This is a genomic window from Baekduia sp., assembly GCF_035685985.1.
Lineage (GTDB): Bacteria > Actinomycetota > Thermoleophilia > Solirubrobacterales > Solirubrobacteraceae > Baekduia.
Genome location: NZ_DASRZV010000020.1, coordinates 39,508 through 60,102 on the forward strand (window position 1 = coordinate 39,508; position 20,595 = coordinate 60,102).

General features: G+C 73.6%; 23 protein-coding genes and 1 pseudogene. 12 read left to right on the forward strand and 12 right to left on the reverse strand.

Annotated features, from left to right (window positions below):
• Positions 1-2: 2 nt before the first annotated feature.
• Positions 3-599, reverse strand: a complete 597-nt coding sequence (locus VFG42_RS10650; protein ID WP_324908136.1) for a TetR/AcrR family transcriptional regulator — start codon at positions 597-599, stop codon at positions 3-5.
• 55 nt (positions 600-654) lie between these two features.
• On the opposite strand from VFG42_RS10650, the gene VFG42_RS10655 reads away from it, so the two are divergent.
• A complete protein-coding gene (locus tag VFG42_RS10655) occupies positions 655-2,508 on the forward strand; it encodes a hypothetical protein (RefSeq protein ID WP_324908138.1) in 1,854 nt (617 codons plus the stop codon).
• Here VFG42_RS10655 and VFG42_RS10660 read toward each other — a convergent pair.
• From VFG42_RS10660 to VFG42_RS10670, 3 genes are all read right to left on the reverse strand, one after another.
• Positions 2,447-3,322, reverse strand: a complete 876-nt coding sequence (locus tag VFG42_RS10660; protein WP_324908140.1) for an alpha/beta hydrolase — start codon at positions 3,320-3,322, stop codon at positions 2,447-2,449. The two genes, VFG42_RS10655 and VFG42_RS10660, sit on opposite strands and share 62 nt — an antisense overlap.
• 141 nt (positions 3,323-3,463) lie before the next feature.
• On the reverse strand, positions 3,464-3,670 hold the full coding sequence (locus VFG42_RS10665) for a hypothetical protein (RefSeq protein WP_324908142.1): 207 nt from the start codon (positions 3,668-3,670) through the stop codon (positions 3,464-3,466).
• A gap of 41 nt (positions 3,671-3,711) precedes the next feature.
• Entirely contained in the window at positions 3,712-4,347 is a 636-nt protein-coding gene (locus VFG42_RS10670) for a winged helix-turn-helix domain-containing protein (protein ID WP_324908144.1), read from the reverse strand.
• 199 nt (positions 4,348-4,546) lie between these two features.
• On the opposite strand from VFG42_RS10670, the gene VFG42_RS10675 reads away from it, so the two are divergent.
• Both VFG42_RS10675 and VFG42_RS10680 read left to right on the forward strand, forming a co-directional pair.
• Positions 4,547-5,377: an NAD(P)-dependent oxidoreductase gene (locus VFG42_RS10675; RefSeq protein ID WP_324908146.1), complete on the forward strand. Its 831-nt coding sequence runs from the start codon at positions 4,547-4,549 to the stop codon at positions 5,375-5,377.
• 55 nt (positions 5,378-5,432) lie between these two features.
• Positions 5,433-8,468: a hypothetical protein gene (locus tag VFG42_RS10680; protein WP_324908148.1), complete on the forward strand. Its 3,036-nt coding sequence runs from the start codon at positions 5,433-5,435 to the stop codon at positions 8,466-8,468.
• A gap of 12 nt (positions 8,469-8,480) precedes the next feature.
• Here VFG42_RS10680 and VFG42_RS10685 read toward each other — a convergent pair whose 3' ends face one another.
• Together VFG42_RS10685 and VFG42_RS10690 are read right to left on the reverse strand one after the other, a co-directional pair.
• Complete coding sequence (locus VFG42_RS10685) at positions 8,481-9,479, reverse strand: transglycosylase family protein (RefSeq protein ID WP_324908150.1); 999 nt, start codon at positions 9,477-9,479, stop codon at positions 8,481-8,483.
• A 57-nt stretch (positions 9,480-9,536) separates the two neighbouring features.
• Complete coding sequence (locus VFG42_RS10690) at positions 9,537-11,045, reverse strand: gluconokinase (protein ID WP_324908152.1); 1,509 nt, start codon at positions 11,043-11,045, stop codon at positions 9,537-9,539.
• A gap of 121 nt (positions 11,046-11,166) precedes the next feature.
• On the opposite strand from VFG42_RS10690, the gene rpsD reads away from it, so the two are divergent.
• From rpsD to VFG42_RS10705, 3 genes are all read left to right on the forward strand, one after another.
• On the forward strand, positions 11,167-11,796 hold the full coding sequence (rpsD, locus tag VFG42_RS10695) for a 30S ribosomal protein S4 (protein WP_324908154.1): 630 nt from the start codon (positions 11,167-11,169) through the stop codon (positions 11,794-11,796).
• A 2-nt stretch (positions 11,797-11,798) separates the two neighbouring features.
• On the forward strand, positions 11,799-12,425 hold the full coding sequence (locus VFG42_RS10700) for a transglutaminase family protein (RefSeq protein WP_324908156.1): 627 nt from the start codon (positions 11,799-11,801) through the stop codon (positions 12,423-12,425).
• A gap of 104 nt (positions 12,426-12,529) precedes the next feature.
• Positions 12,530-12,868 carry a hypothetical protein gene (locus tag VFG42_RS10705; protein ID WP_324908158.1) on the forward strand — a complete coding sequence of 113 codons (339 nt, stop codon included), beginning with the start codon at positions 12,530-12,532 and terminating at the stop codon, positions 12,866-12,868.
• Between the two features lie 15 nt (positions 12,869-12,883).
• Here VFG42_RS10705 and VFG42_RS10710 read toward each other — a convergent pair whose 3' ends face one another.
• Positions 12,884-13,045 (reverse strand): hypothetical protein, encoded by a 162-nt coding sequence (locus VFG42_RS10710; RefSeq protein ID WP_324908160.1) that lies wholly within the window; start codon positions 13,043-13,045, stop codon positions 12,884-12,886.
• A 97-nt stretch (positions 13,046-13,142) separates the two neighbouring features.
• The gene (mgrA, locus tag VFG42_RS10715; protein WP_324908162.1) at positions 13,143-14,174 is read right to left on the reverse strand and encodes an L-glyceraldehyde 3-phosphate reductase; all 1,032 of its coding nucleotides are present in this window, start codon (positions 14,172-14,174) and stop codon (positions 13,143-13,145) included.
• Positions 14,175-14,257: 83 nt separating this feature from the next.
• Between mgrA and VFG42_RS27520 the strand changes: the two are divergent.
• A pseudogene (locus VFG42_RS27520) lies at positions 14,258-14,488 on the forward strand (cupin domain-containing protein); the annotation flags it as partial.
• Between the two features lie 42 nt (positions 14,489-14,530).
• Here the strand turns inward: VFG42_RS27520 and VFG42_RS10720 are convergent.
• On the reverse strand, positions 14,531-15,004 hold the full coding sequence (locus VFG42_RS10720) for a thioesterase family protein (protein WP_324908164.1): 474 nt from the start codon (positions 15,002-15,004) through the stop codon (positions 14,531-14,533).
• A gap of 134 nt (positions 15,005-15,138) precedes the next feature.
• Between VFG42_RS10720 and VFG42_RS10725 the strand changes: the two genes are divergently transcribed.
• From VFG42_RS10725 to VFG42_RS10740, 4 genes are read left to right on the forward strand one after another with little or no spacing between them, the layout of a single operon-like run.
• Positions 15,139-15,651: a low molecular weight protein-tyrosine-phosphatase gene (locus VFG42_RS10725; protein ID WP_349260411.1), complete on the forward strand. Its 513-nt coding sequence runs from the start codon at positions 15,139-15,141 to the stop codon at positions 15,649-15,651.
• Complete coding sequence (locus VFG42_RS10730; RefSeq protein WP_324908168.1) at positions 15,648-16,502, forward strand: fructosamine kinase family protein; 855 nt, start codon at positions 15,648-15,650, stop codon at positions 16,500-16,502. Before VFG42_RS10725 ends, VFG42_RS10730 begins: the two co-directional genes overlap by 4 nt.
• Positions 16,503-16,528: 26 nt before the next feature.
• The gene (locus tag VFG42_RS10735; RefSeq protein ID WP_324908170.1) at positions 16,529-16,975 is read left to right on the forward strand and encodes a type II toxin-antitoxin system RatA family toxin; all 447 of its coding nucleotides are present in this window, start codon (positions 16,529-16,531) and stop codon (positions 16,973-16,975) included.
• 29 nt (positions 16,976-17,004) lie between these two features.
• Positions 17,005-17,742 carry a hypothetical protein gene (locus VFG42_RS10740; protein WP_324908172.1) on the forward strand — a complete coding sequence of 246 codons (738 nt, stop codon included), beginning with the start codon at positions 17,005-17,007 and terminating at the stop codon, positions 17,740-17,742.
• Here VFG42_RS10740 and VFG42_RS10745 read toward each other — a convergent pair.
• Positions 17,739-18,011: a hypothetical protein gene (locus VFG42_RS10745; protein WP_324908174.1), complete on the reverse strand. Its 273-nt coding sequence runs from the start codon at positions 18,009-18,011 to the stop codon at positions 17,739-17,741. The genes VFG42_RS10740 and VFG42_RS10745 overlap by 4 nt on opposite strands.
• On the reverse strand, positions 18,008-18,586 hold the full coding sequence (locus tag VFG42_RS10750; protein ID WP_324908176.1) for a sigma-70 family RNA polymerase sigma factor: 579 nt from the start codon (positions 18,584-18,586) through the stop codon (positions 18,008-18,010). The genes VFG42_RS10745 and VFG42_RS10750 overlap by 4 nt, the downstream gene beginning before the upstream one ends.
• Between VFG42_RS10750 and VFG42_RS10755 the strand changes: the two genes are divergently transcribed.
• Positions 18,497-19,219 carry an arsinothricin resistance N-acetyltransferase ArsN1 family A gene (locus tag VFG42_RS10755; protein ID WP_324908178.1) on the forward strand — a complete coding sequence of 241 codons (723 nt, stop codon included), beginning with the start codon at positions 18,497-18,499 and terminating at the stop codon, positions 19,217-19,219. The two genes, VFG42_RS10750 and VFG42_RS10755, sit on opposite strands and share 90 nt — an antisense overlap.
• A 6-nt stretch (positions 19,220-19,225) precedes the next feature.
• On the opposite strand, the gene hemW is transcribed toward VFG42_RS10755, so the two are convergent.
• Positions 19,226-20,419 (reverse strand): radical SAM family heme chaperone HemW, encoded by a 1,194-nt coding sequence (gene hemW, locus VFG42_RS10760; RefSeq protein WP_324908180.1) that lies wholly within the window; start codon positions 20,417-20,419, stop codon positions 19,226-19,228.
• Positions 20,420-20,595 lie beyond the last annotated feature (176 nt).

The following is a 20,595-nucleotide window of genomic DNA, read 5'->3' on the forward strand; positions in this document are numbered from 1 at the left end:
TCTCAACCGCGCGCGACCGCGCCCATGATCGTCTCGGTGAACGCGGCCAGGCGGTCGGGCGGGTAGGCGTCCGGATCGCTGAGCACGAGCTTGGCGCCCTCCTCGGCGCAGGCGATCAGCATCCGGCTGAACAGCTCGACGTCCAGGCCCTTGGGCCCGCCGCGGCGCTCCAGGCCCTGGACGGCGACCGGCTGCAGCAGGCCGAGCAGCCCGCCGCGCACGCGCGCGATCGTCTCGCGCAGCTCGGGCGGCGCGCCCTCGACGGGGAACAGCGCCAGCCGCCACGTGTCGGGCTCGTCGCGGACCATCGTCAGGAACGTGCGCAGCGCCTCGACGAGGACCGCGTCGGGGTCCTCCTCGAAGTCGATGTCGGGGATGACCGCGCGGATCTGGCCCAGCGCGCGCTGCTCGGTGCGCTCGATCAGCGCGTGCAGCAGGCCGTCGAGGTTGTCGAAGTGCGAGTAGATGACCGTGCGCGCGATCTGCGCGTCGCGGGAGACGCGGTCGATCGAGACCGCGCCGTAGCCCTCGCTCAGCACGATCCCCGAGAGGACGTCGAGCAGCTGGTCGCGGCGCTCCTGCGCGTTCATCCGGGCCATGGACGGACATTCTATGTACACAGCTGTACGTACAGTCGTGTACATTGCGCCGACCATGATCCTCGCCGCATCCGCCGACACGCCCGCCGCGGGCGCCCCGCTGGAGCAGATCGCGATCGCCTCGGGCTTCGCCGCCATCACGACCGCCGTGCTGCTGACGCTGATCATGCGCCACCGCTCGGGGCGCTCGACCGTGCTGGCGCGCGCCGGCGACGCCGCCGGCCGGCTGCTGGCGATGGAGCCGTGGGCGGGTCTGCCGTTCCTCGTCGGCTCGCTGGCGCTGGTGTGCGGCGGATTCGGCGTCTTCTGGGACATCTCGCTGCACATCGACACCGGCCGCGACCCCGGGCCGCTGGCCAACCCGTCGCACTACTTCATCCTGCTTGCGCTCTACGGGCTCTTCGCCGCCGGGCTGATGTCCTGCGCGCTGCACGAGAAGACCAAGACGCCGTCGCCGGTGGCGGTGAGGCTGCCGCCGTGGGCGGGCGGCCTGAAGCTGCCGGTCGGCGGCGCGCTGCTGATCTCCTGCGGCGCGTTCGCGCTGACCGGCTTCCCGCTGGACGACTTCTGGCACCGGATGTTCGGCCAGGACGTCACGCTCTGGGGCCCGACGCACCTGGTGATGATCAACGGCGCGATCCTCTCGGTGCCGGTCCTCGCCGTGCTGGCGCTGGAGTCGCGCCGAGCGCGCGGCGGCACGGTGGTGCCGACCGCGGAGACCGTCGTGCGCACGCTGCTGCCCGCCGCGCTGCTGTTCGCGATCGCGTTCTGGGCGACCGAGTTCGACTGGGGCGTGCCGCAGTTCCGCGTGGTCTGGCACCCGCTGCTGCTCGCGCTGGCCGGCGGCGTCGCGCTGACGTGCGGCCGCGTCGTGCTCGGCCGCGGCGGCGCGCTGCGCGTGGTCGCGGTGTACCTCGTGCTGCGCGGCGCGCTGGAGCTGGCCGTGTGGGCGCTGGGCCGCTCGGTGCCCGCGATGCCGCTGTTCCTCGTGGAGGCGATCGGCGTCGAGCTGCTGGCGCTCGCCCTGCGGCCCGAGCGCGGCGCGCTGCGCTTCGGCGCGGCCGCCGGCCTGCTGTGCGGGACCGTCGGCTTCGCCGCGCAGTACGCGTGGACGCACGTCTGGGCGCCGGTGCCGTGGACGCCGTCGCTGATCGCCGAGGGCCTGCCGAGCGCGGCGCTGGCGGGCCTGGCGGGCGGCGCGCTGGGCGCGCTGCTGGGCGCCGGCCTGCGCCAGGAGCTGCCCGCGCGGCCGGTGCGCCGCGGCGTCGGCCTGGCCGCGGCGGCGACGCTCGTGGTCCTCGGCGCCAACGCGCTGTGGGTGAGCAACCCCAAGGGCCTGACCGCCGACGTGACGCTGACGCCGGTCAGCGGGGCGCAGCGCTCGGCGGTCGCCACCGTGCGGTTCTCCGACGGCGGCAGGCTCGCGCGCAAGGCCGAGATGCGCGAGGTGCTCGCCTGGCAGGGCGGCCGCCGCGTCGTCCGCCAGCTCGTCGAGGTCTCGCCGGGCGTCTTCCGCACCGACGGCGCGGTCCCGCTCTACGGCACGTTCAAGACGAACATCCGCGTCCAGTCGGGCCGCGCGCTGATCGCGCTGCCGCTGCACCTGCCGCGCGAGCCCTCGATCCCGACGCCGGGCGTGACGCGCCCCGACCACTTCACCGCGACGATGCTCGCCGACAGCAAGGTCATGCAGACCGAGCGCAAGGACTACGTGCCCGGCTGGCTCTGGACGCCCGCCGCGCTGCTCATGCTCGCCTTCTGCGGCCTCTTCGTCCTCGGGATCTCCACCGGCCTGGCGCGTGTGGCCGACGGGGCGGCGGGCGACGCCGGCCGGACCGGCGCCGCGGCTACGCCGTCGCGGCGGCTTCCGGGTCGCCCGCGGCGGGCGCCGGCGCCTGCGGCGTCGTAGCGGCCGCGGAGGCCCAGTCGCCGATCGTCGTCGCGATCAGCCCGGGGTCGTCCCACATCGGCGTGTGGCCGATCCCGGGGTGGACGCGGAACTGGACGTCCTTGATCTCCGCGCGCAGGCGCGGGGAGAAGGAGTCGATCGGCAGGATGCGGTCCTTGGAGCCCCAGGTGATGAGCGTCGGGACGTCGATCTGGTCCAGGTCGGTCAGGTGCGACTCGCCGTTGCGGATCACCGTGTAGACGTCCTCGACGATCTCGCAGCGCACCGACGAGCGCGCCAGCCCGATCGCCTCGGCGGCCGGCACCTGGTGGCCGCGCGTCATCACGTCGCGCAGCGCGATCCGCCGCAGGCCGGGCCGGGCCATGACCTTCGGCAGCACCTTCAGCGACCGGGCCGTCGTCGACTGCATGCGCGAGAAGACCTTGATGACCTTCAGCGCGGCGGCCGTGTCGTCGGGCCGGATGCCGCCCGCGGGCGAGATCCCGACGACGCTGCGCGCGCGGCCGCGCTTGGCCAGCTCCAGCGCCAGCGCGCCGCCGAGCGAGTTGCCGGCCAGGTGCGCGGTGCCGACGCCGAGCTGGTCGAGGTGCTCCTCCAGGAAGTCCGCCGCACGCGAGATCGAGTGCGGGTGGTCGCTGGGCGGCAGCGGCGAGCCGCCGTCGTGGCCGTGCAGCGTCGGGGCGATCACCTCGAAGCGGGGCACGAGCTCCCCGAGCACCGGCAGCCAGCACCGCCAGGTCGCCGTGAAGCCGTGGATGAGGACGAGCGGCTCGCCCTCGCCGGCGCGGTAGAGCGCGGGGGAGATCTCGGGCATGGTCGAAGGATCGTACGCGTTCAGTGAAGGACGCGCGGCGGGCGGCCGTCCCGCGCGCGGAACGGCCGCCTCGCGCGTCCTCACTCGACCTCGCGACGCCCAAGCGGAAGACGTGCGCCGCGCGGTGGGGACGTCGAGTCGTCAGGCCGTCGCCGCCGGACCCTCCTGCTTCTCCCCGAACGGGTCGGCGAAGACCTCGCTGAAGCGCTCGTCGTGCTTGAGCGCCTCGATGAAGGCTTCGCCGAGCCCGGTCAGGCCGAGCTCCTGCGTCTCGGGGACGTGGGGCTCGTCGTCGGGGTTCCCGCGCCGGGAGCGTGCGCCGCAGCGGTCCTTGCGTCCTGGGGCCATGTCCCTTAGGACGCACGTGCGGCGGGGTTGTGACCGGACTCTCAGGACGAACGTCGCTTCGGCTTGCGCGGCTTCTGCGTCGGGGCGGGCCGGCCGGCGCTCGGGTCAGGCGCGCCGACGGCGTCGAAGAGCATCGCGACGAGCGCGGTATCCGTGGCGCTGGCGCCGTTGTTGCCCAGGCGCTTGGAGGCCGCTTCCTGGATCTTGCGCGCCTCGTCGACGAGCTTGCCGACGGCCTTGGAGAGCTGCTCGACGCCCTTGGCGTCGAGCGCCAGCCGGACTCGCTCGAGCCGGGCGTGATCGGAGTCGAAGCCGCCGACCCCCGCCGCTCGGGTGGCCACCTCGGTCGTCTGGGCCAGCTCGGCGCCGATCACGGCCTGCTTGGCGATGACCGACACGCTGTCCCACTGCTCACCGCCGCTCTTCGGGCGCGGCTTGGCGCGGTAGTGGTGCTCGATGGCGCCGCGGCGGGGCGTCTCGCGCACGAGCTCCAGCAGCCCCAGCTCGTTGAGCTGGCGCACGTGGTAGCTGATCGTCCCCAGGGTGGCGTCGAGTACTTGGCTCAGCTCGACCGGGCTGGCAGGCTGCTCCTCGAGGATGCCCAGGATTCGCACTCGGAGTGGATGGGAGAGCGCCTTGACGTACCGCTGATCATCGACGCTGGTGATGGATGGCATGGCGTTCCTTGGGTTCAGGGATTGTTGCTGTGCACATCATCGCTCAGAATCGTGAACCGCGCGACGGTTAGCGGTCCAAAGTGGCGAAGTTGGCGCACGCTGGTGCAACATTCTCAGGTTCCGCCTACATCAAGTGGTACAAGTACGTGCGGATTTGCACCGTTTCGTCAGCGACGTGACGCCGGTTTAGGATGCGCGGGTGTCCCGAACGCTCGAAGGCCAGACCCTGTTCATCTCCGGTGCCTCGCGGGGCATCGGCCTCGCGATCGCCGTGCGCGCGGCGCGCGACGGAGCCAACGTCGCGCTGATCGCCAAGACCGCCGAGCCGCACCCCAAGCTCGAAGGCACCGTGTACACGGCCGCCGAGGAGATCGAGCGGGCCGGCGGCCAGGCGCTGCCGATCGTCGGCGACATCCGCGACGACGCGTCGGTCGCCGACGCGGTCGCCCGGACCGTCGAGAAGTTCGGCGGCATCGACATCTGCGTCAACAACGCCTCGGCCATCAACCTCTCCGGCACCGAGGCGATGGACATGAAGCGCTACGACCTGATGCAGAGCATCAACACGCGCGGGACCTATGTGGTCAGCAAGGCCTGCGTCCCGCACCTGAAGCGGTCGGCCAACGCGCACGTCCTGACGCTCTCGCCGCCGATCAGCCTCCAGCCGCGCTGGCTGGGCGGCCACATCGCCTACACGATCGCCAAGTACGGGATGAGCCTCTGCACGCTCGGCATGGCCGAGGAGTTCAAGGGCGAGGGCATCGCGTTCAACGCGCTGTGGCCCAAGACGCTGGTCGCGACCGCCGCGGTCCAGAACCTGCTGGGCGGCGACGCGGCGATGGCCAAGTCGCGCAAGCCCGAGATCGTCGCCGACGCGGCCTACGCGATCCTCACCCGTGACAGCCGGCAGTACACCGGGAACCTGGCGCTCGTGGAGGACGTGCTGGCCGAGGAGGGCGTGACCGACCTCAGCGCCTACTCCTACGGCGGCAGCGACGCGGAGCTGCAGGCCGACCTCTTCGTGGACTGACACCTCCAGAAAACGCGCCCGTTTCGCGCCGGTTCGCGTGGGTACGCCTTTTGGTGTGCTGGCAGGGGACCGGGGTCTGGCAAGGACGACGCGCGCGCTGATCGCCGTGCTGCTGCTGGGGGCGCTGACGCTCGTCGCGCTCCCGGCCCGCGCGCACGCGATCGGGATCGGCGACGTCAGCCTCACGTCGGTCGACCCGTCGGCGGGCGCCCACAGCAACTTCACGCTGAGCGTCTCGTTCACCAACGCGAGCGACGACCTCAAGGACGTGACGGTCAACCTGCCGACCGGCCTGCTCGGCAACCCGCGCGCGGTGCCGCAGTGCACCGAGACCCAGCTCAACGCCGACGCGTGCCCGCCGGCCAGCGAGGTCGGCTCCACGACGGTGATGGCGCAGGCGCTCGGCATCCCGCTCAACGTGCCGTCGACCGGCACGGTCTACAACGTCGTCCCGCCGTCCAACCGCCCGGCGCGCCTGGGCATCGTCGTCCGGCCGGTGGGCGGCGTGCTGGGCAAGATCGTCCTGCCCGTCGACATCGACGTGCGCGACGACAGCGACTACGGGCTCGTCAACGTCATCAAGAACATCCCGAACAAGCTCAACGGGATCCCGCTGACGATCACGTCGATGTCGCTGACGCTCGACGGCACCACGCCGGCCGGGCCGTTCTTCATCGTCAACCCGACGTCGTGCGCGCCCAACTCGGTCAGCGTGACGATCGACTCCTACGCGTCGAGCAAGCCGGTCACCGCCAAGGCGCCCTACCGGGCCACCAACTGCGACTCCGATCCCTATCCGCCGCAGCAGGTCGCCGACTTCGACAGCCACGGGATCGACCAGCCGACCGGCGCGACGATCGGGCTGACGATGCCCGAGAACGTCGACGGCCGCGCGCCGTCGCACACGTCCAAGGCCGTCGTGCGCCTGCCCACGGGCTTCGGCTTCAACCCGGCGCTCGCCGACGGCGGCCTGCTGCTCTGCTCGCCCGCGCAGTTCGGCAAGCAGGGCGACGACCCGATCAAGTGCCCCGACAAGTCCCAGATCGGCACCGTGACGTTCGACAACCCGCTGCTGGGCGTCGTGTCGGGCAAGGTCTACTTCGGGCGCACGACCGGCCACCCGTACCAGATCTACTTCTACGCCCAGAAGCAGGGCGTCACGGTCAAGCTCGTCGGCAACGTCACGCTCAACGACGACACCGGCCAGATCACGACGGTCCTCGACGGCCTGCCGCAGGTGCCCTACACGCGCTTCCTGCTGACGTTCTTCGGCGGCGCGCGCGGCGTGCTGACCACGCCGCCGGCCTGCGGCGACTACACGTCCTCGACGACCGCCACGCCGTTCAGCACCGGCAACGCGGTGACGACGTCGCTGACCACGTCGTTCTCCGACGACGGCGCCGGGAGCTGCACGCCCAAGGAGCAGCCGGCGGTCACCGGGAAGATGTCCTCGACCAAGGCCATGGGGTCGGGCACGCTGTCGCTGGACATCCGCCGGCCCGCCGACTCGCGCCGTCCCAAGGCGCTGGACGTCGTCATGCCCTCGGGCCTGGTCGGCAAGGTCTTCAGCGTCCCGATGTGCCCGACGGCCAAGGCGCTGGCCAGCGCGTGCCCGTCGAACACCGAGATCGGGGACATCACCGCGCAGGCGGGCTCGGGGCCGCTGCCGGTGACGTTCAAGGGCAAGCTCTACCTCGGCACCGGCACGTCGACGTCGGTCGCCCGGCTGTGGCTCGACCTGCCGGTGAAGGTCGGCCCGATCGACCTCGGGCACTTCGTCCTGCCCAACTACCTGACGCTCGGCAAGACCGACGGGCGCGTGCACGTGACCGCGACGCTGCCCGACGCGTTCCAGGGCTTCCCGCTCGCGCTGCGGCGGCTGCAGCTGACGATCGACCGCAAGGGCTTCCTCCAGAACCCGTCGGGCTGCGGCGCGCGCACGTTCGACGTCGGCATCACCGGCGTCGACGGCACGCAGGGCGCGGGCAGCGGGCCGTTCCAGGCCACGCAGTGCGGCGCGCTGAAGTTCCGGCCCTCGGTGCGGACGTCGATCGAGGACCCCGACGTCAAGGCCGCCAACGGCCAGCCGCCGTTCCGCACGCGGATCACCAAGCCCGCGAGCGACTCGGCGCTGGCCGACGTCACGCTGCTGGTCTCCGCCGGGCTCCAGCCCAACCCGACCTCGCTCAACAACGGCATCTGCGACCCCGGCCAGCTCGCGCGCGACGCGTGCCCGCCGGACGCGCGCCTGGGCACCGCCTACGCGGTGAGCCCGTTGTTGAAGGACAAGCTCAGCGGGCCGGTCTACCTGAGCAACACCGGGACGCCCGTGCCCGACGAGGGAGGGGTCGGCCTGCCGTACGTCAGCGTGTACCTCAAGGGCGACGGCGTGATGATCCGCCTCGACGGCGAGCTGCGGCTGAGCCCGCAGGCCGGGCGCCTGGAGGCGCACTTCAAGAACCTGCCCGACGTGCCGCTGACCGACTTCACGCTCGACTTCTACGGCGGCCGCAAGGGCCACATCGGGCCGTTCACCAACATGGCGGACCTGTGCGCGTCGAGCTTCGCGCCGTCGGACGCGTCGCTGCTGGCCCAGGACGGCGCCCGCGTGTCGCGGCAGCCGCTGATCGACGCGGCCGCCTGCCGCACCGGGGCGCTGGTGCGCGCCGACGCGTCGGGCCTGTCGACCGCCAAGCCGCAGGTCGGCATCGACGTCACGCCCGAGCCGTCGGACCCGCACCCGCTGCGCCGCGTGACGATCGTCGTGCCCAAGGGCCTGTCGGCCCGGACCGCGCGCGCCGCGCGCGGCGTGCACGCGCGGATGAACGGCAAGCTGCTGGCGCGCAAGCACTGGACGTTCGCCAAGGGCAAGCTCGTCGTCCGCGCGCCCGGCATCGGCGCCCGGCGCCTGCGCGTGGCGTTCACGCGCGGCGCGGTCGTGCCGACCGACGGCGTGCGCCGCCTGGCGCGCCAGGCGATGTCGGACCTCTCCGGCGCCCAGCCGGTGCCGCTGAAGCTGTCGGTCTACACGACGGCCGTGCGGACCGGCAAGCGCGGCAAGACGATGTTGAAGGTCAACGGGCGGCCGTAGGGGCGGGGCGGCCTAGATGATCCCGACGAGCGCGGCGCAGACCCAGTTGGAGGCGCCGGCGCCGTTGTTCCACAACTTGGCGGCGAGGCGGTCCTGCTCGGCCTTGGAGGCCTTGTAGGCGGCGGAGGTCGAGCCGCCGAGGCCCGCCCAGGTCGCGGGCATCATCTGGTAGTAGCCGCTGGCGCCCGCGAAGTTGGGCGGCAGGTTCTGGCCGCCCGACTCGCACTGGACGATCGCCCACGGGATCGCCCAGGGTCCGCCGGGGCCGACGTTGCTCGTCGCGGCCTTCGCGCGCGCGGCCAGCAGCTTGCGCAGCGTCTTCTCGGCGGACTTGCGGGACGCGCGCGTGGCGTGCAGCGCGGCCAGGCGGGCGGCGCGCGCCTGGGCCAGCGCGTCGCGGCGGGCCTGTGCGGCGGCCTCCATCCCGGCCAGCGCGTTGCGCTCGCGCTGGACGGCGATCGTCTGCTCCTGGCGCTTGGCCTCCAACTTGGTCAGCTTGAAGGTCTCGCGGCCGGCGTCGGCGCGGGCGTCCTTGACGACGTCGACGATCTCGGTGTCGGCGTCCTCGACGCGCTTGTAGAACTCCATGCGCTCCAGCAGGTCGCCGAAGCCCTGGGAGTTGAGGACGACCGTGACGAGGTCGGGCTTGTCGGACATGTAGCGCTCGCGCAGCAGCTCGGTCAGCCGCGTGCGCGACTCGGCGAGGCGCCGCTTCAGGCGCGCGAGGCGCTTGCGCTCGGCGGCCAGGTCGGTCTGCGTCCGGGTCAGGCGCGCCTGCGCGGCGTTCAGCTGCGCCTGCGCGTCGGCCAGGCGCCCCTCGATGATCGTCAGCTCCTTCTGCGACGCGTGCTCGAGGCGCAGCAGGTGCGCGGCGGCGTCGCCCAGCGCGGCCTCGCGCTGCTTGCCCGCGTGGATCTTCGAGCGCAGGCCGGACTCGCTGGCCCCGTTGGCGGAGACGGCGACGACGAGCAGCGCGCAGAGCGCGAGGATGAGGGCCCGGCGGAGCGGCAACGGCGTCACGCTAGCGGCGTGAACCCCTGCCACCTGCAGGGGAACTTGCAGCGAGGCCTATAGGTCGCGCAGCTGCGCGAAGGCGGGCGCGAGCGCGTCGTAGAGCCCGTCGAAGACCGGCAACATCTTCTTGTAGGTCTCGGCGGCGCCGGGGTCGGGCTCGCGGACCTCGTCGAGGGCGATGAGCTCGGCGGCGCGGTCGAAGGAGCCGATCGCGCCCAGCGCCTCCATGCCCAGGAGCGCGGCGCCGAAGCCGCTGCCCTGGTGGCCGTCCGGGAAGCCGACCGGCTGCCCGAGCGTGTCGCACAGCATCTGGCGCCACAGCGCGCTGCGCGCGAAGCCGCCGGTGGCGCGGATCTCGTCGACCGCGTTGCCCGCGTCGCGCAGCGAGGCGAGCACGAGCGCCATCTGCTGGCAGACGCCCTCGATCGCCGCGCGAACGAGGTGCTCGCGGCGGTGGCCGCGCGTCAGCCCGACGTAGGCGCCGCGCGGCAGCGTCGACCAGTGCGGCGCGCGCTCGCTGAGCAGGTAGGGGAGCATCACGAGGCGGTCGCTGCCCGGCGGCGCCTGCGCGGCGAGGTTCATCAGCTCGGTCTCGGGATCGTCGTCGGCGCCCAGCTCGGGCGTCAGCGCGTCGCGGATCCACCGCAGCACGACGCCGCCGTTGTTGATGGCCCCGCCGACGACCCAGCGGTCCTCGGTCAAGGCGTAGCAGAACACGCGGCCCTTGCGGTCGACCACCGGCTTCTCGACCATCAGGCGCAGCGCGCCCGACGTGCCGATCGAGCACGCCGCCACGCCGGGCCGGGTCGCGCCGACGCCCAGGTTGGCCAGCGGGCCGTCGCCGGCGCCGAGCACCAACGGCAGGTCGGGCGGGCAGCCCAGCGCCTTCGCGCCGTCGGCGCTGAGCGACATGATGTGCTTGCTCGGCGCGACGTCGGGGAGCTGCTCGCGCCGGACGCCCGCGACCGCGAGCGCGTCGTCGTGGTACTCCAGCGTGCCGAGCGCCAGCAGGCCGGTGCCCGACGCGGTGGAGTGGTCGGTCAGCCACGCGCCGGTCAGCCGGTGGACGATCAGCTCCTTGACGCCGACCCAGCGCGCGGCGCGCGCGCGGCGCGCGGGCTCCTCCTCGCGGAACCACACCAACTTGGTCAGCGGCGCCATCGGGTGCAGCGGCGTGCCGGTCGCCCCGTGCAGCTCGGGCCGCTCGCGGCGCAGCCGCTCGGCCTGCGGCGCGGCGCGCTGGTCGGCCCAGGTGACGATGTCGGTCAGCGGCGCGTCGTCGTCGCCCAGCCCGATCAGCGAGTGCATCGCGGTCGAGCACGACAGGCCCGCGACGTCCAGCCCGGCGGCGCGCGCCGCGGCGAGCGCCTGCCGCGTCGCGGCCACGACCGCGTCGACCACGACGCCGGGCTCCTGCACCGCCCAGCCCGGGCGCGGCGCGGTGAGCGGGTAGGCGATCTCGGTCGAGCCGGTCTCGCGACCGTCGGCGTCGAAGGCGCCGGCCTTCGCGCTGGTCGTGCCGATGTCGATGCCCACTACGACGACGGGAGCGGTCGTGGTCACGCGATCACGGACGGGATCATGACGCCCGCCGCGCCAAGGCAGGTCCCGGCGGCTCGGCATGTCCCCGGCAAGCTGTTAGGGTGCCCTAAGGATGACCAACCGCCACAGTAGGAGTTAGAGCGTGGGACGCTACACGGGGCCGGTCGAGCGGCTCTCGCGGCGCGAAGGCGTCGAGCTGTACCTCAAGGGCCTGCGGGCCATCAACGGCAAGAGCGCGCTGGCGCGCCGCGGCCCGCTGCCGCCGGGCCAGCACGGCAACCGGCGCCCGAACAAGCCGACGGTCTTCAGCACGCAGCTGCGCGCCAAGCAGCTGGCCAAGCGCTACTACGGCGTCCGCGAGAAGCAGTTCCGCCGCTACGTCGCGCGCGCCGAGCGCCACGCGGGGCGGACCGGCGAGGAGCTGCTGGTCACGCTGGAGCGCCGGCTGGACAACGTGGTCTACCGGTTGGGCTTCGCCTCGACGCGCGCGCAGGCGCGGCAGTTCGTCGGCCACGGCCATGTGATGGTCAACGGGCGGCGCGTCGACATCGCCTCCTACCTGGTGCGCCCCGACGACGTGATCACGTTCAAGGCCGACACGCCGGTCGAGCCGCTGATCCGCGAGGCGACCGAGCTGACCAGCGGCGTCGGGCCGTGGCTGCAGGCCGACTTCGACGGTCTGACCGGCAAGGTGCTGCGCCTTCCCGAGCGGCGGGAGATCCCCGCGCCGATCGAGGAGCAGCTCATCGTCGAGTTCTACTCGCGGCGCTAGCGATGAGCGAGTTCGCGCGGTTGGCCGGGCAGCAGTGCCCGCCGCAGGAGTCGCTGGCGCTGGAGCTGGCCGCGGAGCTGGGCGTCGACGGCGTGGCGCTGTCGGCGGCGCGGCGCTCCCTGGGGGTCCTGGCGCGCGGCCTGGGCGACGTCCGCTCGCCGGGCGAGCAGCTGGAGGCGCTGCGGGCGCTGGCCGCGCGGGTGCTGCGGCCCCGGCGCGACGGCGCGCTGCTGCTGCCGGAGGTCCTGCGCGAGGGGCGCGGCCATCCGGTCGGCGTCGCGGTCGCGCTGGTGGCGGTCGCCCAGCGCGCGGGCTGGCCCGTCGACCTCGTCGGCCACAACCTGCGGCTGTACGTCGCCCACCGCGGGCACGGCCCGGGTGCGGTCGTCGATCCCTCGCGGGTGGAGGCGCTGCTGGATCCGCGCGAGCTGGGCGAGGACCTGTCGTGGCGCTGCGCGCACGAGGCGACCGGCGTGGTGCTGCGGCAGGTGACGACGGCCGCCGAGCGCTCCGGGGACCTGACGCGCAGCCTGACCGCGAGCGCGCTGCTGCTGGCGCTGCCGGTGGACGGGACGTCACGCGCGGCGCAGACCGCGATGCACCAGCGCCTGCTGTCGCGGCTGAACTAGGCAGCCGAGGGGATCCGGGTCACTCTATGACGAATAGTTCGTCATAGAGTGACCCGCACGGCCGCTTGGGCACGGCGCGGAGCCCGAGCGGTACCGTGATCCTCATGCCCCGCCGTCGCCTCGCGAACGCCCCCACGTGGCCCGTCGCCGCCGGCTCGCTGGCGCTTGGCTTCGCGGTCGCGCAGGCGACGGGCGTCCGGCCGCTGGGCGGCGTCGTGCTGATCGCCGGCTGTGGCTGGTGCGCGCTGCGGTGGCGCGAGCGCGTCGGCGTCGGTCGCACGGCCGGCCTGGTCGGGCTCTACCTCGCGGCGTTCGTCGCCTCGCACGTGCTCGGGCACGCGATCGGCGCGTGGCCGTCCGTGGCCGTCGTCAGCGCCGTCGTCGGTGCCGGCACGTATGCGGTCGCCGACGCGGGGCCGGCCAGGCGCGTCGTCAACGCCTGAGGCCGGCCCCGGTGCTCAGGCTCGCTGGCCCGCCGGCTGCGCTCGCGGCCCCGCAGCAATCCCCGGGCTGCGCGGCGGCACGGTCAGCAGGCGGCTCTGGACCAGCGCGACCTGGCGGGCGTGCAGGTCCAGCTCCCGGGCCAGGATGGCCTGGATGTGGTGCGCGTGCGACTGCATCGGCGGATCCTCGCCGCCGCCCAGCCTCCGGGCAGCGGAGCAGGCACCCGGTCGCGGGTACGGTCCGCCACACCCCCGGGTCAGGTGGTCGGCCCGCTCAGCGCGCCGAGGACTGGGCCCAGATGTTGATCCCGGCGTCGACCGCGTGCCGGTCGATCGTCGCCAGCTCGCCCTCGGAGAAGTCGAGGTTGTCGAGCGCCGCGAGGTTCTCGTCGAGCTGCTCGACGCTGCTCGCGCCGATCAGCGCGCTCGTCACCCGCTCGTCGCGTAGCGTCCAGGCGATCGCCATCTGCGCCAGCGACTGCCCGCGCTCGGAGGCCATCCCGTTGAGCGCCTCGACGTGGGCCAGCGCGTCGGCCGTGATCATGTCCCGCGTGAGGAAGCGCCCCTCGGCGGCGCGCGAGCCCGCCGGGATCTTCCCGCCGAGGTACTTGTCGGTGAGCATGCCCTGCGCGAGCGGCGAGAACGCGATGCAGCCGACGCCCTCGCGCTCCAGGACGTCGAGCAGGTCCTCCTCGACCCAGCGGTTCAGCAGCGAGTAGGACGGCTGGTGGATGAGCAGCGGGACGCCCATGTCGCGCAGGATCTGCGTGGCCTCCTCGGTGCGCTGGCCCGAGTAGGAGGAGATCCCGACGTAGAGCGCCTTGCCCTGCTGGACCGCGGTGGCCAGCGCGCCCATCGTCTCGTGCAGCGGCGTGTCGGGGTCGAAGCGGTGGCTGTAGAAGATGTCGACGTGGTCGAGGCCCATGCGCCGCAGCGACTGGTCCAGCGACGACAGCAGGTACTTGCGCGAGCCCCACTCGCCGTAGGGCCCGGGCCACATGTCGTAGCCCGCCTTGGTCGAGATCACCAGCTCGTCCCGGTAGGCCTTCAGGTCGGTCGCCAGCAGCGTGCCGAAGTTGACCTCGGCGCTGCCCGCCGGCGGCCCGTAGTTGTTGGCCAGGTCGAAGTGCGTGATCCCGCGGTCGAACGCGCGGCGGACGATCGCCCGCTGGGACTCCAGCGACCGGTCGTCGCCGAAGTTGTGCCAGAGGCCGAGCGAGATCGCCGGCAGCTTCAGGCCGGAGCGGCCGGTGCGGCGGTAGAGGGTCGGATCCGCGTAGCGATCTTCAGCAGGCACGTAGGGCATGCCCATAGAGTTACCCGATGAGCATCACGACCGGAGACGGATACGCGATCGGCCATCTCTCCGACCTCGGAGAGGGACCCGGAATGCGCAAGGTCCGCGCGCCTTTGGGCGTCACCGCGTTCGGCGTCAACGCGATCGTCCTGCCGCCCGGCTACGAGACCGACCCGCACGCCCACGAGCGCCAGCAGGAGGTCTACTTCGTGCACCGCGGGGCGATCGAGATCCGCTTCGGCGACGGCACGCGCCACCGCCTGGAGGAGGGCGGCCTGGCCCGCGTCGACCCGTCCACCGTCCGTGCGCTGAGGAACGTGGGCGACGGCGAGTTCGGTGTACTACTGCGTCGGCGGCGCCGACGGCTACGTCGGCCGCGACGGCGTGTCCGCGTCGTTCGAGCCCGCGTCGTCGTCCACGTAAGGCTCCAGCGCGCGCCGGAACGCGTCCGGCCACGGCGTCTTGACGTGTTCGCGCGCGTCCACGCAGACGTGACGTAAGAAGCCGGCCGCGACCGCCGTCCCGTCACGGCGAATCGCGAACCGGCTTATCAAGGAGGAACTCGTGGGCGGCTCGAATGTGACCACGATTTCGAGAACGTCGTCGAAATGGGCGGGAGCGAGGTACCGCACCCCGCTCTCGGCGACCACGAAGTCGACCCCGTGCTCGGCCACGAACTCGCCGTAGGAGACGCCCAGCGCCGACCGCAGCGCCTCGGTGTGGGCGATGTCGAAGTACGTCAGGTAGTGGCCGTTGAAGACGTGGCCCTGCATGTCGCACTCGACGTAGCGGACGCGCAGGGCGGTGATCAGCGGGGTGGGCGGCATGGCGGCACGCAAGCCTAGACGGAGGACCAGGGATCCTCTCGCCCGAGGCCAAGCTCGCGATCACCGGTCGCGCGCAAGGGCCACGCCTCGCGCGTTCACCTACACCATGGTCAAGGGCGAGAACCCCAAGGCGCGGTGCGATAGTCCTGTACGCGATGCGCCTGCTCTTCGTCTGCATGGGGAACATCTGCCGCTCGCCGACCGCGGAGGCCGTGATGCGCGCGGTCGTCGCGCGCGAGGGCCTGGAGGACGAGATCGAGATCGACTCGGCCGGGACCGGCGGCTGGCACGTCGGCGATCCGCCGGACGCGCGCTCGACGGCGACCGCGGCCAAGCGCGGGATCGTCATGGCGGGCGCGGCGCGGCAGGTGACCGAGGCCGACTTCGAGGCCTATGACCTGCTGCTGGCGGCCGACGAGCGGAACCTGGCGTCGCTGCGCGCCGGCGCGCCCGACGACGAGGCAGCGGCCAAGGTCCACCTGCTGCGGGAGTTCGACCCCAAGTCGGTCGCGGCGGGCGACCTCGAGGTCCCGGATCCCTACTACGGCGGCCCGGACGGCTTCGAGCACGTGCTGGACCTGATCCAGGACGCCTGCGAGGGCCTGCTGGCGCACCTGCGCGCCGAGGGCGCGATCAGCGGCGGCGCCGCCGCGCCGTGACCCGCGACGCGCTCGCCGCGGCCCTGGGCCAGGAGGTCGTCGCGCTCGACGCGATCCCCGGCGGCGACCTCAACGACGCCTACCTCGGCGGCCTGGCCGACGGCACGCCGTTCTTCGTCAAGACCGCGTCCGACGCCGCGCCGGGCGCCTACGCCGCCGAGGCCGCGGGCCTGGACTGGCTGCGCGACGCCGGCGGCCTGCCGGTCCCCGAGGTCCTGGCCGTCGGCGAGGGCTTCCTCGCGCTGGAGTGGGTCGAGGGCGGCGGCCGTCCCGATCCCGAGCAGCTCGGCCGCGGGCTGGCCGCCGTGCACCGCGCGGGCGCGCCGCGGGCGGGCGCGCTGCCGCCGGGCCGCGACGGCGAGGCCTACGTCCTCGGCCCGCTCACGCTGCCCAACGCGCCCGCCGACGACTGGCCGGCGTTCTACGCCGCCTCGCGCCTGCTGCCGCTGGCGCGCATGGCCGCCGACCGCGGCGCGCTGGACGCCGCAGGGGTCAAGGCCGTCGAGTCGGTCGCCGACCGGATCGCCGACCTCGCCGGACCGCCCGAGCCGATCGCGCGCCTGCACGGCGACCTCTGGTCGGGCAACGTCCACGCCGACGTCGACGACCGCCCGTGGCTGATCGACCCGGCGGCCTACGGCGGCCACCGCGAGATCGACCTGGCGATGCTCACGCTGTTCGGGAACCCCGGACCGTCGTTCGAGCGCGCCTACGACGAGGTCTGGCCGCGCGCCGACGGCCATGCCGAGCGCGTCGACCTCTACCAGCTGCTGCCGCTGCTCGTGCACGCCGTGCTGTTCGGCGGCTCCTACGGCGCCTCGGCCCGCCGCGCCGCCGAGCGGTACATCTAGACACCGCAAACGGGTACGGTCCCGCCATGGGCAAGATCACCGGCGAGCGCTCGGTCGAGATCGACGCGCCGATCCAGAAGGTCTTCGACATCGCCGCCGACATCGAGGGCTCCGTCGACTGGATGGGCGCGATGAAGGACGTCGACGTCCTGGAGCGCGACGGCGACGGCCGCGCCAAGATCGTCGAGACCGTCAACGACGCGAAGGTCAAGACGGTCAAGACCAAGCTGTCGTTCACCTACAACGCGCCGACGGAGATCCGCTGGCGCCAGGAGAAGGGCGACGTCAAGGCGCTCGACGGCTGGTGGACGCTCGAGGACCTCGGCGGCGACCGCACCCGCGCCACCTACGCGCTGGAGGTCGACCCGGGCCGGATGCTCGGCATGCTCATCCGCGGCCCGGTCGAGGGCCAGGTGCGCGACTTCCTGCTCGGCGATGCCGCCGACGGCCTGAAGAAGACCGCCGAGGGCTGACCGCCGCCGTTCGCTAGCTTCGAGGCCGCATGGCCTCGCAGGAACCTCCGCCGCGGCGCGAGGGGCTCGACGTCGCGACGCTGTTCATCAGCGCGATCGCCTCCGCCGCCGCGGCCTACGTGACATCGAAGATCTGGGCGCCCGGGACGCTGTTCAGCGCCGCGATGACCCCTGTCATCGTCGCGCTGGTCAAGGAGGGCCTGCGCCGGCCGACCGAGGTCATCACGAACGTCGTCCCGACGGCGTCGCGGTGGACGCGCGCCGGGGCCGACGACGCCGGCCTCGTCGCGGACGTCGAGCCGGGCCAGGCGCCGCCCGACGAGGCGCCCGCGCCGGTGCTGGTCCCCGGCGACCACGGGCCGGTCCGCGTGTACTCCACGCGCGGGCGCAGGCTGCGCTGGCGCCTGGCGGTCATCACCGGCCTGCTGGGCTTCGGGATCGCCGTGCTGGCGTTCACGGTGCCGGAGCTGATCGCCGGCCAGTCGCTGGGCGGCTCGAACAAGACCACGATCTTCGGCGGCGGCGGCCACCGCCACCGCACGTCGACGACCAAGTCCACGACCACGAAGACGTCGACGCAGAAGACGACGACCTCCACGACGCCGACGACGCCACGGACGGTCACCCAGACCGAGACCGTCACCACGCCGACGCCGACGCCGACGACGCCCGCCCAGACGACGCCCGCGCCGTCGAGCGCCGCGCCGCAGTCCTCGACCGCGCCGTCCAACGAGCAGGGCGACGCGGCGGCGCCGCCGGTCGGCTAGCGGTCCTGCTCGCGGTCGGCGCGCTCGGCCTCGGCGAGCTTGTCGCGCAGGTAGGCGGCCTTGTCGGCGCGGCGGCGGTGCGCGCGCTCCTCGGCGGGCTGCCGCGCCTCGCGGGCGAAGCGGTCCTCGTCGCGGGCGCGGTCGTCCTGCTGACGCTCCAGAGTCTTGGGGTCGCGGCGCGGGGCCATCTCGCTGCGGTAGTACCCCGCCTTGATGTCGTTCAGCAGCCCGAGGCGGTCGAACGAGGGCATGACGGCCGTCGCGCTCATGCCGCGACGAGCGCGGTCAGGTTGCGGCGCGCGCGGTGCACGAGCTGCACCGCCGCGTTCTCCTTGACCCCGAAGTGCGCGGCCAGCTCGTCGTAGCCGTGGCCGTCCAGCGCGCGCAGCGCGAGCGCCTCGCGCTGGCGCGGCGGCAGCTGGGCCATCGAGGTCAGCGCGGCCCGCAGCTGCTCGTTGCGCGACGCGACGTCGCAGCAGTCCGCGCCGCCCGCCGCGGCCGGCTCGACGTCCGTGTCGGCGGCGTGGCGGCGGGCGGCGCGGTCGAGCTCCGAGAGGCACGCGTTGCGCACGCAGCGAAACAGCCACGGGCGCAGCTCGACGACGCGGCCGCGGCCCAGCAGCGCCTGCTGCGTGCGGGCCAGCGCGTCGTGCACGGCGTCCTCGGCGTGCTCGGCGCCGACGTAGCGCCGGGCGAAGCGGCGCAGGGCGGGCGCGTGGCGACGGTAGATCGCGTCCAGCGCCCAGGCGTCGCCGTGGGCCAGGCGACGGGCGAAGGCCGCGTCGCCGGCGTCGAGGCGGACGGGGCCGTCGAAGGAGGGTCGGGAGAGCTGCACCGGAGTCATGGCGGCGAACCTAGGCGCGGCCCGGCGGGTTTCCAGTATCACCCTGGTCTCAGCGGGGGTCTTCCGCCTGCTGGCCGCACCACGACGTGCGGGCAGCCGAACCCGCTTCGTAGAATCCGCCCCCTGCACAGCGCCGCGCCGATCACGATCCGCCCCGCCAACCCCGGCGACGCCGAGCGCATCGCCGCGATCTACAACGAGGGGATCGCCAACCGGGCGGCGACGTTCGAGACGCGCCCGCGCAGCAAGGCCGAGGTCGCGGGGTGGACGGTCGCGTCGCTGCCGATCCTCGTCGCCGAGGTCGACGGGCACGTGGCGGGCTTCGCCAAGGTGGTCAACTACTCCGAGCGCGAGGTCTACGCCGGGATCGGCGAGCACGCGGTCTACGTCGCCGGGGACGCGCGGCGCCTGGGCGTCGGGCACGCGTTGTTGGAGGCCTTGGCCGAGGCGGCCGACACGGCCGGGCTCTACAAGCTGACCTCGCGGATCTTCTCCACCAACACGGCGTCGATCGCGCTGCACGAGGGGTCGGGCTTCACGATCGTCGGCCTCCAGCGCCGCCATGGCCGGCTCGACGGCGAGTGGAAGGACTGCGTGCTCGTCGAGCGCCTGCTGGGCGACGCGGCGTCGTAGCCGCCGTCAGCCCGCCAGCGCCAGCGTCACGCGGTCCGCGAGCAGGCGGCCGCGCAGCGTGAGGACCGCGCGGTCGCCGTCCAGCTCCAGCAGGCCGTCGTCGGCGAGCCGCGCGGCGGCGTCCCGCTGGGTCGCGTCGAGCGCCAGGCCGTCGCGCAGCCGGACCTCCAGCATCACGCGCTCCAGGCGCGCCGCGTCGTCGTCGGGCGTCTCGCGCCCGGCGGCGGGCGAGGCGCCGTCGGCCAGCGCGGCCATCCAGCGCGCCGGGTGCAGCGCGTTCCACCAGCGCACGCCGCCGACGTGCGAGTGCGCGCCCGGCCCGACGCCCCACCAGTCGCCGCCCGCCCAGTAGCCCATGTTGTGGCGGCAGCGGTCGGCGGCGGTCCGCGCCCAGTTGGAGACCTCGTACCAGCCCAGCCCGGCCTGGGCCATCAGCGCCTCGGTCGTCTCGTAGCGCTCGGCGAGCACGTCGTCGTCGGGCGTCGGCAGCTCGCCGCGGCGCACGCGGGCGGCCAGGCGGGTCCCGGGCTCGACGATCAGCGAGTAGGCGCTGACGTGGTCGGGGTCGGCGTCCAGGGCGGTCTCGACGGACATCTGCCAGTCTGCGGCGGTCTCGCCGGGCGTGCCGTAGATGAGGTCCAGCGAGACGTGCTCGAAGCCCGCGGCGCGGGCCTCGCGGGCGGCGGCGACCGCGCGGCCGGGCGTGTGGTGGCGGTCGAGCGTCGCCAGGACGTGCGGCGCGGCGGACTGCATGCCGAGCGAGATCCGCGTGAACCCGGCGGCGCGCAGCGCGGCGAGCTTCGCGGGGTCCACGGACTCCGGGTTGGCCTCGGTGGTGACCTCGGCGCCGGGCGCCAGGCCGAGGTGCTCGTCGATCAGCGCGACGACCGCGGCGAGGTCGGCGGCGGGCAGGAGCGTCGGCGTGCCGCCGCCGACGAAGACGGTCGCCACGGGCGGGGCGGCGTCGCCGAGGACCCGCCGCGCCAGCGCCAGCTCCGCCGCGACCGCGCCGACGTAGCCCTCCGGCCCGGCCTCGCTCGGGATGTAGGTGTTGAAGTCGCAGTAGCCGCAGCGCGTCGTGCAGTACGGCACGTGGACGTAGACGCCGAACGGGCGCCCGGGCGCGCCGAGGCCGCGCAGGGCCGCCGCCGGCAGCGTGCCGTCGTGCGGGGGACGGTCGCCGTCGGGAAGCCGCGCCATGGTCAGCCGTCAGGGTAGAGCCGCGCGCGGAACGCCCGCGCGCCCTCGACCTCCGCGCCCGCCGCCCGCACGCGCTCGACCAGCGCGCCACCAGCCGTCCGGCCGCGTCCCGATCACGTTCATCCCGTCCACCAACCAGCGCACACCCGGCATGTTCCCGCGCGCCCGGCCGCTAT